The 16,958-nt window shown below is 60.7% G+C and carries 14 protein-coding genes; 8 read left to right on the forward strand and 6 right to left on the reverse strand.

Going from position 1 to position 16,958, the window contains the following annotated elements; all coding sequences use genetic code 11:
• The first annotated feature begins 343 nt into the window (after positions 1-343).
• The 8 genes from CHB75_RS11075 to CHB75_RS11110 all read left to right on the forward strand — a co-directional run bounded on the left by CHB75_RS11075 (position 344) and on the right by CHB75_RS11110 (position 10,209).
• Positions 344-1,396 (forward strand): LLM class flavin-dependent oxidoreductase, encoded by a 1,053-nt coding sequence (locus CHB75_RS11075; RefSeq protein ID WP_089270614.1) that lies wholly within the window; start codon positions 344-346, stop codon positions 1,394-1,396.
• Between the two features lie 276 nt (positions 1,397-1,672).
• Positions 1,673-3,103 carry a 3-isopropylmalate dehydratase large subunit gene (gene leuC, locus CHB75_RS11080; protein ID WP_217898783.1) on the forward strand — a complete coding sequence of 477 codons (1,431 nt, stop codon included), beginning with the start codon at positions 1,673-1,675 and terminating at the stop codon, positions 3,101-3,103.
• On the forward strand, positions 3,100-3,756 hold the full coding sequence (leuD, locus tag CHB75_RS11085; RefSeq protein ID WP_089270616.1) for a 3-isopropylmalate dehydratase small subunit: 657 nt from the start codon (positions 3,100-3,102) through the stop codon (positions 3,754-3,756). Before leuC ends, leuD begins: the two co-directional genes overlap by 4 nt.
• The gene (locus CHB75_RS11090) at positions 3,722-4,390 is read left to right on the forward strand and encodes an isochorismatase family protein (protein WP_245840905.1); all 669 of its coding nucleotides are present in this window, start codon (positions 3,722-3,724) and stop codon (positions 4,388-4,390) included. The genes leuD and CHB75_RS11090 overlap by 35 nt, the downstream gene beginning before the upstream one ends.
• Positions 4,387-5,262, forward strand: a complete 876-nt coding sequence (locus tag CHB75_RS11095; protein ID WP_089270618.1) for an isocitrate lyase/PEP mutase family protein — start codon at positions 4,387-4,389, stop codon at positions 5,260-5,262. Before CHB75_RS11090 ends, CHB75_RS11095 begins: the two co-directional genes overlap by 4 nt.
• Entirely contained in the window at positions 5,259-6,191 is a 933-nt protein-coding gene (locus tag CHB75_RS11100; protein ID WP_089270619.1) for a 3-hydroxyacyl-CoA dehydrogenase NAD-binding domain-containing protein, read from the forward strand. Before CHB75_RS11095 ends, CHB75_RS11100 begins: the two co-directional genes overlap by 4 nt.
• Before the next feature lie 198 nt (positions 6,192-6,389).
• On the forward strand, positions 6,390-8,447 hold the full coding sequence (locus CHB75_RS11105) for a hydantoinase/oxoprolinase family protein (protein ID WP_089270620.1): 2,058 nt from the start codon (positions 6,390-6,392) through the stop codon (positions 8,445-8,447).
• Between the two features lies 1 nt (position 8,448).
• Positions 8,449-10,209 (forward strand): hydantoinase B/oxoprolinase family protein, encoded by a 1,761-nt coding sequence (locus CHB75_RS11110; RefSeq protein WP_089270621.1) that lies wholly within the window; start codon positions 8,449-8,451, stop codon positions 10,207-10,209.
• A 73-nt stretch (positions 10,210-10,282) separates the two neighbouring features.
• Here CHB75_RS11110 and CHB75_RS11115 read toward each other — a convergent pair whose 3' ends face one another.
• The 6 genes from CHB75_RS11115 to CHB75_RS11140 form a co-directional block, all read right to left on the reverse strand.
• Positions 10,283-11,338 carry a LacI family DNA-binding transcriptional regulator gene (locus tag CHB75_RS11115; RefSeq protein ID WP_089270622.1) on the reverse strand — a complete coding sequence of 352 codons (1,056 nt, stop codon included), beginning with the start codon at positions 11,336-11,338 and terminating at the stop codon, positions 10,283-10,285.
• A 99-nt stretch (positions 11,339-11,437) separates the two neighbouring features.
• Entirely contained in the window at positions 11,438-12,163 is a 726-nt protein-coding gene (locus CHB75_RS11120; RefSeq protein WP_176439118.1) for an SDR family NAD(P)-dependent oxidoreductase, read from the reverse strand.
• Positions 12,160-13,083, reverse strand: a complete 924-nt coding sequence (locus CHB75_RS11125) for an NAD-dependent epimerase/dehydratase family protein (protein WP_089270624.1) — start codon at positions 13,081-13,083, stop codon at positions 12,160-12,162. The genes CHB75_RS11120 and CHB75_RS11125 overlap by 4 nt, the downstream gene beginning before the upstream one ends.
• 7 nt (positions 13,084-13,090) lie before the next feature.
• Positions 13,091-14,095 carry an ABC transporter permease gene (locus CHB75_RS11130; protein WP_245840908.1) on the reverse strand — a complete coding sequence of 335 codons (1,005 nt, stop codon included), beginning with the start codon at positions 14,093-14,095 and terminating at the stop codon, positions 13,091-13,093.
• Complete coding sequence (locus tag CHB75_RS11135; protein WP_089270626.1) at positions 14,067-15,623, reverse strand: sugar ABC transporter ATP-binding protein; 1,557 nt, start codon at positions 15,621-15,623, stop codon at positions 14,067-14,069. The genes CHB75_RS11130 and CHB75_RS11135 overlap by 29 nt, the downstream gene beginning before the upstream one ends.
• Before the next feature lie 25 nt (positions 15,624-15,648).
• Positions 15,649-16,770: a sugar ABC transporter substrate-binding protein gene (locus tag CHB75_RS11140; RefSeq protein WP_089270627.1), complete on the reverse strand. Its 1,122-nt coding sequence runs from the start codon at positions 16,768-16,770 to the stop codon at positions 15,649-15,651.
• Between the last annotated feature and the right edge of the window lie 188 nt (positions 16,771-16,958).

Genomic DNA, 16,958 nt, shown 5'->3' on the forward strand with positions numbered 1-16,958 from the left:
TCTGGAGGCACTGTGACACCGCGCCTAGTGGCTGTCGAACCGTCTGGAAAAGCGGTGCAACCACCAAGGAGAGGAAAGGGCCCGATTCCCGTAGCGTAGCGCTTCTCTGTCTTTACGAATTTTCAGAAGCAGTAGCTTTCGCGGGGGTTCATGCGCATAAAGAATACGCAGTCACAAAAGAAATCTGATCGTCAATAGAACCTTCTCTCCCATGATTGAAGCAGTTTCGGTGTATTTAAGCCCGTAGTTATACAGTTGAGCCAACTGTGAATGGTCACTGGGCCTTGACACTCGGTCTGTAAATCAGGAGCGTTATGCATACGTAGTCTTTCAGGAGCTAGCTATGAGCCGTCTCGACCTTGGCCTTTTCATCCCGTCCACCTCCGGGAGCCTTATCATCGCGAAGGGGAAGCCGCCGCAAAGCGTGCCGACCTGGGAGCTGAACAAGAAGGTGGCGCAATACGCTGACGAGGCCGGGATGGATTTTCTGATCGCGCAGGTGAAATGGCGCGGGTACGGCGGTGAGACGGGGCATTGGGATTCCGCACTGGAAGCCTTCACCCTGATGTCAGGCCTCGGGGCGGTGACAAAGAACATCAAGCTGGTGGCCTCGGTCGCGGTGCGGACTCTCAACCCCGCAGTGGTCGCCAAGATGGCGGCGACGGCCCATGACATCTGCGGTGGGCGCTTTGTCGTCAATGTCGTCGCCGGCTGGAACAAGTTCGAATATGCCCAGATGGGCCTGTGGAGCGACGACGACTATTATCTGAACCGGTACGAATATGCCGACGAATACCTCACGATCCTGAAGAGGCTGTGGACCGAAGACCACGTCACCTTCAAGGGGGAGCATTTCGAGATCGAGGACTGCGTGTCCAATCCCAAGCCAGCGAAGATGCCGGAAATCGTCTGCGCAGGGCAATCCGACGCGGCGCTGGCCTTTGTTGCCCGCCAGTCGGATTATTCCTTTATCGGGCGGCTCAACGACACGCCCGAACAGCTGGGCGAAACGGTTCGGAAAATTTCCGGCATGGCAGCGGAGCATGGTCGCGAGGTCAAATCGTTGACCCTTCTGACCGTCATCGCCGCCGAGACGGAAGAAGAGGCGATGGCCGAAAAGCAGCGCTACATCAACAATCGCGATTCCGTTGCAATTGAGGAATGGCAGCGCGCATCTGGCATGGACCGCAATCGCGCCGACTACAAGGAACTACCGCCCGAGGTCTCGACCTTCATGTCGATCCCTCATGTGGTCGGATCCTACCAGCAGGTCGCGGAGCATCTGGACAAGCTGGCCGAGCAGGGTGTCTCGGGCGCCTGCCTGGCCTTCCCGGATTTCGCTGCCGATGTGCCGAAGTTCTGCGAAAACGTCATGCCGCTGATGACGTCGCGTTGACGCATTTGTGCATGGGAATGCATGGCGGTGGTTTTAAATCGGACGGCAATTTCGGTCATCTTTGGAAATCTCCCGAAAATGTCTGTATTGTCTTTAAAATAAGGTATCCGTTTCAGAATTTGACCGCCTTCGAGAGCAGGCGGTCAGCATTTTACAATCGCCTGCGTGACAAGGATACAAACTGTTTGCATACGCATGCATAACCTGCCAAGACTCGAGTAAGCCGCGCCTTGGCGTGTCGCAAAACAGCAAGTAACAGGAATGATAGAACCGCCAATGCATGCGCATGACAGGCCTCGAACATTGTATCAAAAGGTGTGGGACGATCATGTCGTTTCGACCTACCAAGACGGCACCCAGCTGATTTATGTCGACCGACACCTCGTTCAGGAGGTGTCAAGTCCACAAGCCTTCGTCGGTCTGGATGCCGCCGGCCGCGACCTGCACAGGCCGGAGGCCCATATGGCCGTCGCCGACCACGCTGTCCCGACGACCGAACGGACCGCGACCCTGCGCGAGGGGCTGGCGGCGTCTCAGGTGGCCCGTCTCAGCACGAATGCGGCGCGTCATCACATTCCCTATGTTCCCATGACCGACCGGCGCCACGGCATCGTGCATGTCATCGGCCCGGAGCTGGGGTTCACCTTGCCCGGTGCCGTTCTGGTATGCGGCGACAGCCACACCTGCACGCACGGAGCCTTCGGTGCCGTTGCCTTCGGGATTGGTGCCAGCGAATGCGAATGTGTTTTCGCCACGCAGGTGCTGCGTCAGTCGCGCCAGAAATCCATGCGGATCCGGCTGGAAGGCGTATGCCCGGAAGGGGTGCAGGTCAAGGATGTGATCCTGGCCGTGATCGCCCGGATCGGTGTCGGCGGTGGCGTCGGTCATGCGATGGAATTCGCCGGCTCGGCTGTCCGGGCAATGACGATGGAGCAGCGGATGACCCTGTGCAACATGGCAGTCGAGGCGGGCAGCCGGATCGGGCTGGTCGCGCCAGATGAGACTACCTTTGCCTATCTGAAGGGGCGGCCATTGGCACCGACCGACACGGAATGGGACGCGGCAGTGGCAAACTGGCGTGAGTTGGCGAGCGATTCCGATGCCGTCTTTGATCAGGAATTCGAGATTGACGTCTCCTCTCTGTCGCCCTTCATCACCTGGGGCACCACGCCGGAAGAATCCGCGCCGATTTCGGGCCGTGTGCCTGATCCGGCAGCAATCGACGACCCAAGGGTACGGCGGAGGGTCGAACGCAGCCTTCGCTACATGGCGCTGGAGCCGAATACGCCCCTGAGCGGGATCGCCATTGATCGGGTGTTCATCGGGTCCTGTACCAACGGTCGTATCGAGGATCTGCGATCCGCCGCGGCCGTGGTTGCCGGGCGCAAGGTGCATCCGCGCGTTCAAGCGATGGTTGTGCCGGGATCGGCTTCGGTCCGGCTTCAGGCCGAGGCCGAGGGCCTTGACCGTATATTCTCGGAGGCGGGTTTCGACTGGCGACATTCCGGTTGTTCGATGTGTGTCGGGATGAACGATGATCGCCTTCTCGAAGGCGAGCGCTGCGCCTCGACCTCAAACCGTAATTTCGAAGGGCGGCAGGGCAGGGGAGGGCGCACGCATTTGATGAGCCCCGCCATGGCTGCGGCTGCTGCCGTGTCGGGGCATCTGGCGGATGTGCGTGACCTTTGGCCGGAGGGCACAAAATGAAGCCGCTGGACAAGATCCAAAGCATTGCCGCCTATCTTGACGAGGATGCGGTCGATACCGACATCATCTTTCCCGCACGATTCCTGCTCTTGATGGACAAGAAGGGTCTGGGCGGACATGCCTTTCACGAAAGGCGCAGGGTCAAGAAGGGCGAGACCCCGTTCATCCTAGACCGGCCGCCTTTCGACACGGCCGAGATACTGGTCGCGGGCAAGGATTTCGGCACCGGGTCAAGCCGTGAGCAAGCCGTCTGGGCGCTGGCCGATCTCGGGCTGAGGTGCATCATCGCCGAGACCTTCGGTGAAATCTTTTACGCCAACTGTTTCAAGAACGGCGTGCTGCCGATCCGCCTTGATGCAGACACTTTGGCGCGCGTCCGCCAAGCCGCAGGGCGGGAGGAGGAGATTGTTGTTGATCTTCCGTCCCAGACCATCGTCCTGACGGGCGATGAAACGATCAGCTATGATGTCGATGCCTACCGCAAGGAGGCGCTTCTTCTGGGGCTGGACGAAATTGCAGTGATCCTGAGAGATAGCGGCAAGGACATCAAGGCATTCGAAGAAGGACAGTCGCGCCGGGCCCCCTGGCTTCGGCTGGGTCCGGACAAATGGAAGGTCTTTGACGACCTGGAGAAGGAGCAGTTCATTGAGTGAGCAGGAAGATCTGGCCGCAAACTACCAGCGCGCCTTTGGCAAACGGATTGGTTACGGCGAACGGCCTGCGCTGATCCTTATTGATTTCGTCCAGGCCTATTTCGATCCTGATTGTGCCCTCTATGCTGGCGTGGACAGCGCGCTTGCCTCTGCATTGCGGCTGCAAAAGGCCGCGCGGGCGGCTGGGGTGCCGGTGATCTACACCAATGTCGTCTACACACCCGGCGGCGCCGACGGCGGCAGGTTCTGGCAAAAGTCCATGACTTTGCAGAATTTCGAGGCAGGAAGCCCGATGGGCAGATGGCCCGATGGTTTGACGGTCGACCAAGGTGAACTGGTGATCACCAAACAATACCCGAGCGCCTTTTTCGGAACCTCTCTGGCCTCCACGCTTGCGTCAATGGGCGTCGATACCTTGATCCACACGGGCCTGTCGACCAGCGGCTGTGTCCGCGCGACCTGTGTGGATTGCTGTTCGCATGGCTTCATTCCGATCATTGCACGCGAGGCCGTGGGCGATCGCCATCCCGGCCCGCACGAGGCTAATCTCTTCGACATGGACGCCAAATACGGTGATGTCGAAAGCGAGGCCGACGTTCTTCGTTATCTCGAAACCAGAAAGCAGCAAGCATGACGAAACCCAATCTCCTTGAGGCGCTATCGGGCGATCAGTTCGTCGTCGCGCCGGGTATCCATGACATGATCGCTGCCTCCGTCTTCAATACCAGCGGCTTCGATTTTGCCTATGCGTCGGGCTATTGGATGAGCGCATCCGCCTACGGGATGCCCGATGCGGGCATTGTGACCTATACGCAGATGGTCGACCGTGTCCGTACCCTGTGCCAGACCGTGAACGGCGGGGTGATCGCGGATGCGGACACCGGTTACGGCGGTCTATTGAACGTGCATCACACGGTGCGCGGCTATGAGGAGGTCGGCGTCACCGCGATCCAGATCGAAGACCAGGAATTCCCCAAGAAATGCGGGCATACGCCCTTTAAGCGCATCGTCCCGATCGAGGATATGGTCGAGAAGATCAAGGTTGCCTGCGACGCGCGTAGCGACCCCTCGATGGCCGTCATCGCGCGCACCGATGCGCGGCAGTCCGAAGGTTTCGAAGGCGCGATGAAGCGGATCAAGGCCTATGGCGCAGCCGGGGCGGATGTCTTGTTCGTCGAAGCGCTGACCTCGGAGGAAGAAATGCGCGAGGCCTGCCGCAGCCTTAGCAAGCCGACCATGGCGAATATGGCCGACGGCGGGCTGACCCCGATCAAGAGCGCGTCGGAGTTGAAGGCGCTTGGCTATTCCATGGCGATCTACCCCGCCGCCACCGGCCTCGCCGCCGCCGAGGCCGCCCGCAAGGTGTTCGACGCCCTGCGCGAAGAGGGTACATCGCAAAGCGATCGTGTCGATCTGTTTTCCTTCTCGGAATTCAACTCGCTCATCGGGTTCGAAGAGGTCTGGGAGTTCGAACGAAAGTGGGCCCGTCCGGAAGATAAGGCGTGACCCGTGTAGCCTGTATCGGTGCGGGGCTTGTCGGGTCATCCTGGGCTTATGTGTTTGCGAAGGCGGGTTGTGATGTCACGGTCTTTGACCAGCGCGGCGGTGATGCCTGGGACCAGACGCGCGGTCTGATCGGCCGGACGGCAGAGGTGCTTGGCACCGGGGCCGATGCGGTGCTGGAGCGAATTCGATTTGCGCCGACGCTGGCAGAGGCGCTGTCCGGCGTCGAGCATGTCCAGGAATCGATCAAGGAGGATGTGGCCGTGAAACGCGCCGTCTTTGCCGAGATTGACGCCCTTTCCCCCGCCGAGGCAATCCTTGCCTCCTCAACCTCGGCGCTGCTCGGGTCGACGTTTCTGGATATACCAGGTGCCGCACGCGCCATGGTAGCTCACCCGGTGAACCCGCCCGCGTTGATACCGTTGGTCGAACTTTGCCCGACGCCCGCGACCGCACCGGAGACGGTCGAGCGGACCCGTGCCTTTATGGAGCGGATGGGCATGAAGCCGGTCTCTCTGACGCGCGAGATAGAGGGGTTTTTGTTGAATCGGCTGCAATACACGCTGGTGGCCGAAGCCATGCACCTGATTGGCGAGGGCTATTGCACGGCAAGAGATATCGACCGGGTGCTTACCGATGGGCTGGCGCTGAGATGGGCAACCATCGGACCATTCGGGGTTGCTCATCTGAACGCCGCCAAGGGGTTTCAGGACTTTGTCGACCATCTGGGCGGGATGATGCGCACCGTTGGTCGCTCTGCACGCACCGACTATGATTGGCCCGAGGGGCTGGTCGCGGACATCCACAAGGAGATGGACGCCGTAATGCCGGTACGCGATGCAGGTCTGTGGCAGGCTTGGCGAGATGAGAATATCCACGCCGTCCGCCGAGTCCAGAGCGAGTGCGACGATCGGGCCCCCGGCAACGGATGACGTGATAATTTCGGCCACCGCGCATTGCTATGCGATGGCTGAAAATTTGGACTGAATTGAATTTGGTCCCTAAAAAATGGGTGAATCATGCGATCTTAGAAAGAAAATGGGTGGACAAATACGCATGTTATGCATGCGTATGCAATGCATCGGCGCGGGCTGCGTCTGGAACGGCGAATTAGCAGATAGGCGAAACGAATGAGACTAGGAGTTGATGTCGGGGGAACGTTCACCGACCTCGTGTTGCACGATGAGACCTCGAAACGAACATATCAGGCCAAGACACCGTCGACGCCCGAAGACCAGTCGATCGGGGTGGCCGCAGGCGTCAAGCTGATCTGCGAGAAGGCGGGAATTGACGCGAAAGACATCTCGTTGATCCTGCACGGAACCACGGTGGCGACCAATGCCGTGCTGGAAGGCAAAGGCGCCCGCGTCGGCCTGCTGGTGTCCGAAGGGTTCGAATACACCCTGCACCTGGCCAAGTCCTGGACACCGGGGCCGCTGTTCGGCTGGATCGTCATGGACAAGCCTGATCCGCTGGCGTCGCTGGCTGACACGCGGGGCATTCCAGGCAGGATGAATGCCCGGGGCGAAGAGGTTGCGCCTTTTGACGCCGAAGCGGCAACAAAACTGATTGATGATCTCTGCGGATCGGGAATCGAGGCGTTGACGATCTCGCTGATGCACTCCTACGCCAACCCGGCGCATGAGCGCGCGTTGGCCGCCATCGTGGCAGAGCGTTTCCCCGATATCCCGGTGTCGCTCTCCTCGGACATTCTGCCCGAGTTCCGCGAATACGACCGCGCCATCACCACAGTGATGAACGATTATGTCCGTCCGATCATGACGCGCTACCTGTCGCGGATCGAGGACCGGCTGCAGGCCGAGGGTATCGATTCCCGTCTGCATATCGTGCGCTCCGACGGCGGTCTGATGAGCGCCCAGGCGGCGGCTGAACGTCCGGTGCATACCGTACTGTCCGGCCCGGCCGGCGGCGTGACCTCCACCGTGATGATCGCAAGGCGCACTGCCTACAAGAACCTGCTGGCCTTCGATATGGGCGGCACCTCGACCGACGTTTCGGTGATCCTGAACGGTGAACCGACAATTTCGCGCTCGACCGAGGTGGGCAGCTTCCCGGCCAAGGTTCCCACGCTTGACGTGCGGTCGGTAGGCGCAGGGGGTGGCTCTATCGCGGATGTGTCCGAACTGACGAAATCCCTGCGCGTCGGGCCGCGCAGCGCGGGTGCCCGTCCCGGTCCGGTCTCCTACGGCCGTGGCGGCACTGAGCCCGCGGTCAGTGACGCGAATGTGGTCTTGGGCTACCTGCCTCCCGTTCTCCTCGGGGGCGACATGAAGCTGGACGTGGAGGGCGCCCGCGCCGCCGTGGGCCGCATCGGGGAAACCCTGGGGCTCAGCCCGGAGGACGCTGCGCAAGGCATTCTGGACATCGCAAACGAGGTGATGCTGGGGGCGCTTCGTGTGATCACCGTTCAGCGCGGCCTCGACCCGCGCGAATTCGGTATCGTCGCCTTCGGTGGCGCTGGCCCGCTGCATGCCAATGCCATGGCCGAACTGCTTGGCTGCTATCCGGTGGTCGTGCCGACCAACCCGGGGGTGCTGTCCGCGCTGGGCTTTCTGGAAAGTGAATTCAAGAACGAATTCGTGCAGACCTTCATCCGGTCGACGACCGGGATGGATGCCGATCTGGTCTGGTCCCGCTTCGGAGAGCTGGAAGGCAAGGCCTTGGAATGGCTGGACAGTGAAGAGGTGCCGGAAGGCGACCGGACGATCCGCTATTCGCTGGACCTGCGTTACGAACAGCAGGGCTTCGAAGTGTCGGTGGACATCGACCGCGCCACGGTCGAAGCCAAGGGCACGCTGGATGCGGTGATCGAAAAGTTCAACGAGCAGCACGAACAGCTCTATGGTGTGCGCTTCACGGTGCCGGTGGAACTGGTCGCCCTGCGCGTGGTTGCAACAGGTGCCACGATGCCCGTCGAGGAAGACGTCGCCGCCACGGCGGGCGCCAGCCTGCAAGACGCGCTGATGGAAACCCGCCCAGCCTATTTCAAGGGCAAATGGGTGGACACGCCGAACTATGACCGTGCCAAGTTGCCGCCGGGCATCAAGGTCCCTGGTCCGGCGATCATACGTCAGTACGACACCACGATCGTGCTGCTGTCCGATCATTACGCCGAGCTGGAAGAGCACGGCAACCTGCTAATCTGGCCGAATGCGAAGGAGTCCTGAGATGGCGAACGTCGATCCTATTACCCTTGATATCATCGAGAACGCACTCAAGAACGCCCGATTTGAAATGGACGGCGTCGTGGTGCGGATCTCGCTGTCTCCGGTGATCCGGGAACAGCACGACGAATTCCCGATGATCTGCAACGAACGCGGGCAGATGATCGTGGGCCAGTTCGGCTCCTATATTCCGGCCATCGTTGAACAGTTTGACGGCGACGTGAACGAAGGCGACATCTTCGTCTGGAACGATCCATATGCCTGCAAGGGCTCGATCTCGCACAATAACGACTGGTGCGTGATGATGCCGATCTTCCATGACGGCGTGCTGGTCGGCTTCTCCTCGATCTTCGGTCATATGGTGGACGTGGGGGGCAAGGTGCCCGGCTCCATGCCGTTCGATGCCCGCTCGATCTGGGAGGAGGGGCTGCGCATCCCGCCGGTCCGCATCTATGACAAGGGTGTGCTGAACGAGGGTGTTCTGGCAATCATGCTGAACAACACTCGTACGCCCGACATGAACCGTGCCGACCTGATGGCGCTGATTGCCGGGTGCAAGACCGCCTCGACCCGTATCCGGGAGCTTTGCGACCGTTTCGGCCGCGAGACCTATATGTCCGCCTGCGATATGCTGCTGGACCGGACCCGGTCGGCCATGTCTGTTCTGATCGACAAGTATATCTCGGAAGAGCCCGTCAGCTTTACCGATTATGTCGATGATGACGGCGTCGGCAACGGCCCGTTCAAGATGCATCTGTCGATCTACAAGAAGGATGGCAAGGCGGTCTTTGACTGGACGGGGACGGACGATCAGGCCGAAGGGCCGATCAACTTCCACATCCACGAAGGGCTCTGCAAACTCTTCTTCGGCGTCTACATGATCATGGCCTTCGACCCGGACATCCTGTTCAACGAAGGCTTCTATGACCTGTTCGAAGTCGTTCTGCCCGAAGGCAGCCTTCTGAACCCGAGGTTCCCCGCCGCCCTGTCCAACCGTCTGAACACGCATACGCGGTTCTTCGATTGCCAGGCCGGGGCCCTTGGTCAACGGGCGCCGCACCTGTCGATGGCGGCGGGCTATGGCACCAGCCCGCATTTCATTTTCACCGGGCATGACAAGGACGGGAAGTACTTCCAGCTGATGGAGCTTCTGTTCGGCGGTGTTCCCGGCCGGCCCCGTGGCGACGGTCTGGACGGCCATGCATGGTGGCCTCTGTTTTCTGCCACCCCGATCGAATACATCGAGAACTATTACCCGGTGATCGTCGAAAGCTATCGCCCGATCCGCGACTCGGGCGGGCCCGGCCTGCATCGTGGCGGTGCCGGGATCGAAAAGATCTACCGGGTGCTCGAACCCGGCCGCATCTCGATCCATGACGACCGCGAGGTCGTGCCGCCTTGGGGCATCAACGGCGGGCAGTTTGGCGGAACCTCCAGCAAATGGGTTGTGCGCGCCGACACCGGCAAGACCGAGCGTATTCCCTCCAAGATCGACAACCTCGTGGTCGAAGCGGGCGACAAGGTGATCTTCCGCACTGCCGGGTCCGGCGGATGGGGCGATCCGTTCGAAAGACCGGCGGATAGCGTGGCGCGCGACGTGCGCTATGACCTGGTGTCAACCGAACAGGCGCACGACGGTTATGGCGTGGTCGTGACCGCCAAAGGCGAAGTCGATGAAGCGGCGACCAACTCTCTCCGGTCCAGGCTGAAGGCCGACCGGGGTGAGCCGCAGCCGTTCAACTTCGGGTTCGAACCTGCCGCATGAAGATGCGGCGCGGCCGACGCAATGATGTCGGCCGCGCTCTAATTCCTGAATTTTGAGGGGGCTGAAGGGCGGCTCAGACCTCGGGTGGTGCATCGCCCGGCACTGTCTTGCGCCAGACCATGTGGCCGCGGATCGGTTGATCATGGGTCAGGTCGATCGGCTGGCCGGGATTGTCCAGGTTCAGATGTTCGATGGTGGCCCGCACCATTCTCTTGATCGGTTGCCGCACTGTGGTGAGTTGGTAGGGCAGGCGGGCGCCTTCGGGAATATCGTCAAAGCCAGCGATCATGACATCGCCGGGGACGCTCAGCCCGAGGTGGTGGCGCAGAGTATCCATTGCGCCCATGGCCATCGTATCGTTGATGCCAAAGATCGCATCCGGCAGGCCGTCCGCATCGGCATGCATCCGCCGCACGGCATCGCAGGCCCCCTCATAGGTCGAATTGCCCTCAAAGCTGCGGATCGCGGTGCGCGGTACGCCATTCTCGATCAGACGTTCGACAAAGCCTGACACACGGTCCTTGCTGGTGGTGCCATTGGGATCCCCCGTGATCATGCCAAAGGTTTTCGCCCCGGCCCGCAGGAAAGCCTCGGCGATCTGGCGACCGCCCCAGGAATTGTCGCAGCGGACGCCAAAGGCGCCGGACTGCGGAATATAGCGATTGAAAAGCACGACCGGTATGCCCCGGTTATGACACATGCCGACCATCTGGGTGGACAGTTGGGCCGAGGTCAGGATCACGCCGTCAATCTGGTATCGTAGCAGCCGCATGATGGCGTCGTCGGTGGCCAGATCTTCGTTCACGGTAAAGACCAGCAATTGACGATCCCGGTCCTGCATTTCGCGGCCGAATGCCTCCAGCACATGTGTGTAGAACGGATTGTGCAGATCACCGAGGATCAGCGCGACAATGTTCGACCTGTGCGTGGTCAGACTGCTGGCGATGGAATTGGGCACGTAGTTGAGCTTGCGCGCCGCGTCCAAAATCTTGTCACGGGTTTCAGGGGCAATGCTGGCGCCCGGTTTGAACGCCCGCGACACCGCCGATTGGGACACCCCGGCCAGTGCGGCCACGTCAAATGACGTGGTCCGGATCGAGCCCTCGCGATACTTTTTCCGTTTCGTCATCTGTCCCCCGTTTACGCGACATCACATCATTTTGCTCTAATTGCGAGGAAATCCTATTGGACTACATCATCTTCCCGCAACAAGGCGAAAAAAAGCACATTATGCAGCCGTCCAGCCACCATCGACTGGCAGGACTGTCCCGGTCACGAAACTGGCGTCCGGCCCCAGCAGGAAGGCGGCGACATTCGCGACTTCCTCGGGCGTGCCAAACCGATTGACGGGGTGACGGGCGCGGGCGTCGGCCACGGCCTTGTCGTCCCGACCGAGGAACGACCGCGTCATCATTGGCGTCGCCGTTGCACCCGGGGCGATCGCGTTCACGCGCAATCCATCCTTCGCGTAATCCACGGCCAGGCTTTTGGCCAAGGCGTTGATCGCGCCTTTTGATGCCGCGTATGCCGGGCAGTCGCGGGCACCGCTGATCGACAATTGCGACGAACAGAACAGCATGGCGCCTTGTCGCGCGATCAGGCTAGGCAGAAACGCCCGCGCGCACAGGACGGTTCCGATCAGGTTGACCTCCAGCACGCGGCGCCAGGCCGCGATGTCGAGCAGATCAAGGCGACCGGGCATCTCGATCCCGGCGAAGGTGGCCAGGCCATCAAGACCATCCTCATGGCGCTTGGCCAGCTGCTTTACGGCCGGCTCGTCGCAGATGTCGATCGTATGGCATTCGGCCCGCTTTGGCATTGCGTCCGGAAACCTCTGGTCCATTGCGACCACCTGAGCCCCCCTGATGCAAAGCACCTGCGTCAGGGCATGACCAATTCCGCTACCGGCGCCCGTGACCACGAACCTGCGGCCGTTCAATGTTTCGCCGGTCAATAAGGGTGCTCCTTCAACCATTCGACATAGTCCGCAAGACCGGACCCAAAGGGAATTGCGGGCGCCCAGCCCAGCTCGCGCCGGGCCTTGTCTGTTTCGATCCTGCCCTGCACTTCGGTGCCAGGCAAAAGGCCGGGGCCGACGCTGGCCGAGGTGCCCGGCGCAAGGGCCGCAATCAATCTGACGATCTCGCGAACCGTCAGGACTTCATCCCCGTCGATGTTATAAGCGGGGGAGGGGAGCGTCTTTGCGTCAAGCGCCAGAAGGATCGCCTGCACGACGTCCGCAACATGCACGAATTGCAGCAGGTGATCGCCGCCTTCGCTCAGTTCGTAGCGCTCGCCATGCGCGCTGCGCACGACCGGCTGGATCAGGGCATCGGTCACCCGCCCCGGCCCATAGACCCACCCTGCCCGAAGCGCCGTCGCCGACAACCCATGCTGCGTGGCAAAGCTTTGCAGGATAAGGTCCGCAGCGGCTTTGCTGGTGCCATAGGCATTGCTGGCAGAAAGCGGGGCTTCCTCGGTTACCGGGGGCCTGCCGCCGTCTGGCGTGAAGCCGTAGGTCGAGACCGACGACAGGCCGACGAAACGGCGCAGGCCAAAGTCCCTTGCCAGTGACAGCAATCCGGTCGTGCCCCTGACGTTTATGTCGATGACCTCGGCCGGATTGTCGGCCAGAAGCATCGGGCCCGAGATGCCGCCGCAGTGGATCACCGCGCCACATCTGGCCATGGCGGGTGCATGGCGCAGGGTGTCGCGGATATCGGCGCTGTAGCTCTCGACCCCGGCGGCTGGTGGAAGCACCCCGACATCGGTTGCGATGACCGGAGTGCCACGATCCATCAGCGCCCGGACGAGATGGCGGCCGATAAAGCCGCCAGCGCCGGTCACCAAGACGCGGTTGTTTTCCTTTGCCATTTCGGCCTTACCCTATCTCGGACTCGGCACGGCCCCGGGCGAACTGCGATACCGTGACCGCCAGGATCAGCGCACCGCCATTGAATGCCGACGTGACCCATAGCGGAATGCCCAGCATCGTAAGCCCGGTGATCCCGGTGGCGAGAAAATAGACCGAAACAACAGCCCCCCATGGATTGAAACGGCCCGGCTGGATGGCCGTTGCCCCAAGGAACGCGGCGGCGAAGGCCGGCAGCAGGAAGTTAAGCCCGGAGAATGGATCGGCAGCCCCAAGCAAGCCGGCATAGATCACGCCCGCGATCGCCGACAAGAAGGCAGAGGCGACAAGGCAGCCAACCCGGACCCGGCCCACGTCGATGCCCGACAGTCGCGCTACTTCGCGGCCGCGCCCGACGAAAAGAATACGGCGGCCCATCGGGGTGAATTCGAAGACCAGCCAGATCACGAAAGCGATCACGATCACGTAGTAGAAGGCATAGGAAATGCCGAAAAGTCGGCCGCGGGCCACCAGGTCGATCAGATCGCGGGAGATGCCGCCAATGGTCGAGGAGTTGGTCATCCACTGCACCAGCCCGGTGACGATCGACGTGGTGCCCATTGTCACAACAAGCGAATGGATGCGCACATAGACGATGAAGAAGGCGTTGATCAGCCCTAGGATGATGCCAAAGCACAAAGCGACCATCACGGCAAACACGATCGGCACGCCATGCACCGCATTCAGCACGCCTACGGTCACGGCTGATAGCGTCAGCATGGCACCGACCGAAAGATCGTAGTCGCCCGCCGTCAGTGGAATCACCAGCGCCAGCGCCAGCACCGCGCCCGGCGCCTGCGTCGCAAAGAGGACCGAGAAGTTGGTCCAGCTCAGGAAGATGCCCGGAAGGACCAGCCCGAAGATGCCGATGATCAGCAACCAGACGACGATCAGAGCAAAACGCTCGATCAGACTTTTGATGTTCACGGCCTTTCGACCGGCCGCATCACGCGACATCGAGAGTTGTGTTTGCATAGCATGCCTCGGCAATATTGTCTTTTGAGATTTGGTCGCCCGTCAGTTCGTCGACGATGCGACCGCGGGCAAAGATGAGGACTCTGGTACAGAGATCCGCCAGTTGCTCGCTGTCGGAGCTGGCACAAATCACCGCCGATCCGCGGTCCGCGGCATCGCGGATAACGCCATAGACCTGCTGGCGGGTGCCGACATCCACACCCTGCGTCGGTTCGTCCAGCATCAGAAGCTCCGGTTCGCGGATCAGCCATTTTGCCAAAAGAACCTTTTGTGCGTTGCCGCCGGAAAGCTGCCCCAGATCGAGGCTCGGGTCATTCGGCCTGACCTCGTATTCCTCCGCGATTTCTGTCGCGCGTTGACGCATGGCGCGGCGGTTCAGGCCGAACTTTCCGATGAAACGTTCAAGATCAAGCAGCAGCATGTTCTCTCGGATCGAAAGCGACGCGACGCCGCTTGCCTTGGGGCGATCCGAAGGCAGCAGGGCCATCTTCTGCGCCACCGCGATCTTTGGCTGCATGCTGCGCAGATCATAGGTCTGGCCAGACATCGTCAACGAGCCCGTGGTTGTGGGCGTCGCGCCAAACATCAGGTAGGGCACCTTTTCGTATCCTGACCCGAGCAATCCGGTCATGCCGAGGATCTCGCCCTCGGCCACGTCGAGTGCGGGAACGGAAAGCCCCGGTTCCTCGATGCCGCGGACAGAGACCTTGATCTTTCGCGTCCTGTCCGGCTGCGCCTTGGTGACGCTGCGCTGGACCCTGCGGCCGATGATGCCTTCGACGAAATTGTCATGCGAGGCGTCTTTGGTGACGAGCGTGCCGCTCACCGCGCCGTCACGCAGAATGGTGGCCCGGTCGGTGATTTCCCGCACCTCGTCGATGTCATGGGAAATGAAGATCACGCTGTCGCCATGTGCGACCACTTGACGGACCAGGTCGAAAAGCCGGTCCACTCCTTCCTTGGGCAGGAAGGGTGTCGGCTCGTCCAGGATCAACAGACCCTGCCCGCCGGTGCGGGAGTCTTCGCGCCTCAGATCCTCCGCAGCCCGCATGATGGCAAGCAGCGCCTGATCGGTCTGGCTGAGAGTGCCGGTCATGGCCTTGACGTCGAAATGAATGCCAAAACGGTCAAAGGTTGCCTGCGCCGCGCGGCTTTCAGCCCGCCAGTCAATCCGCGCCTTGCGCGCAACGACAGAGGCGACGCGCATGTTTTCCAGCACTGTAAGGCTGGGTATCAGGCCGAGGTGCTGATGCACGAAGGCCATCTGGAAATCCCGGAAAGCCCCGGCCTTCATCGGCAGCGGCAGTGGCCGCCCGAAAACCGAAATGGACCCGCCGGGGTCTGGCGGATGATAACCCGCCAGGACTTTGACAAAGGTGGATTTGCCTGATCCGTTCTGCCCAAGAAGGCCGTGGACCTCTCCGGGCAGAACGCTGAAGTCGATGCCTTTGAGGGCTTTTGAGCCCCCAAAGGTCTTTGCGATCGCGGACACCTTCAGAGCGGGCACCTTGGCCTTCTCATCCATCATGCTAGCGCTCCTTCCGTGTCCAAACTCACTCCATCATCCAGGATTTGTGGAACCCTTTGACGTAGTCGTCACCATACCCCTTGTTGGGAACGGCCGGAACGCCTGCCGTTTCGATGTTGGACTCGTCAAACAGGTAGTAAGGTACGCCAATGTCCTTGGGCATCGGCAGGCCGGCGAGGCCGCGCATGTATCCGTCGATTGTCGCACGCGCGATCCAGTCCAGGCTTTCTCCGATGTCCATCTCGACCTGTCCTTCCCGGATGAAGTCCAGGACAAAGGGAGTGCCGTTGGATGTCGCGATCTTGACCGTCTCGGACTTGCCAGTCAGTTCGACCGCAGGCACGACGAATTGGCTCATGGAGTCATAGATCGGAATGACATAGTTGGCAGTCGGGTTGGCCAGGAGCGCAGACTGCAGGGAGGGCTGAATCTTGGTGCCCCATTCGGTGATTCCGACGTTGATCTCCTGCAGGATCTCGCATTTTGCACAGTTTTCCGTCAGCGCGTCGTGGATGCCCTGAACCAGCGGCGCGGTCGGCGGAACCTCGTCGGATTTCACCACGATCGCACGGGCATCGCCGCCGGTCTTGTAGATCATCCAGTTGCCCAGGATATAGCCCTGACCGTAGAAGCTGACGGGCAGGTCACCGGCAAGAAGTTCGTTTGCGGGCTGCGACGGATCGTAAAAATGCGAAGTAAAGACCTTTACGCCGGCCTCCCTGGCAGCCTCGATCTGCGGTTCGACCACGGCCGGGTTGACGCCCGAGATCAAGTCCACGATGTCGAAGTCGTTGGCGATGGCGTATTCGATGCCTTGCACCCACTGGTTCGGGTTACCCTGGTTTTCCCATTCGCGGACTTCGAGGCCGATCTCCTTGCCGACAGCAATCTCGCGCTGGATGATTCCCTTTAGGAACTGGTTGGCGGAGGTGTTCGGGATCGAGAGCATCTTTTTGCCTTCGGCCACCTTGCGGATATCGAAGGCCTCTCCGGCGGGTTCATAAACCGGCACAGCGCGGTGGCTTTCGATGATTTCCGTCGCCCGTGCAAGACCGTCTGCAGCTTCATCGGCAAGCGTCGGCACGGCCCCCATGGCGGTGATGAGCGCGGCAACCGAAGCGCGGTTGAAGTAGCGTCGAATTTTCATGACATTCCCCTGTTGATTTTGTTTCTCTATTTTTTTGGCAACGCATCGCATGCGTATGCAAGCACGATTGAAAGGAAGTGATCATTTGTCAATCTTCTTCTGATGACTCTGCGTCCATGCGGCGCCTCCCGGCCACAAAAATAGACATTCGCCTGAATCTACTGGGTTAAATTTCCTCTTGTTTTATA

It is taken from the genome of Puniceibacterium sediminis (assembly GCF_900188035.1).
In the GTDB taxonomy this organism is placed as follows: domain Bacteria; phylum Pseudomonadota; class Alphaproteobacteria; order Rhodobacterales; family Rhodobacteraceae; genus Puniceibacterium; species Puniceibacterium sediminis.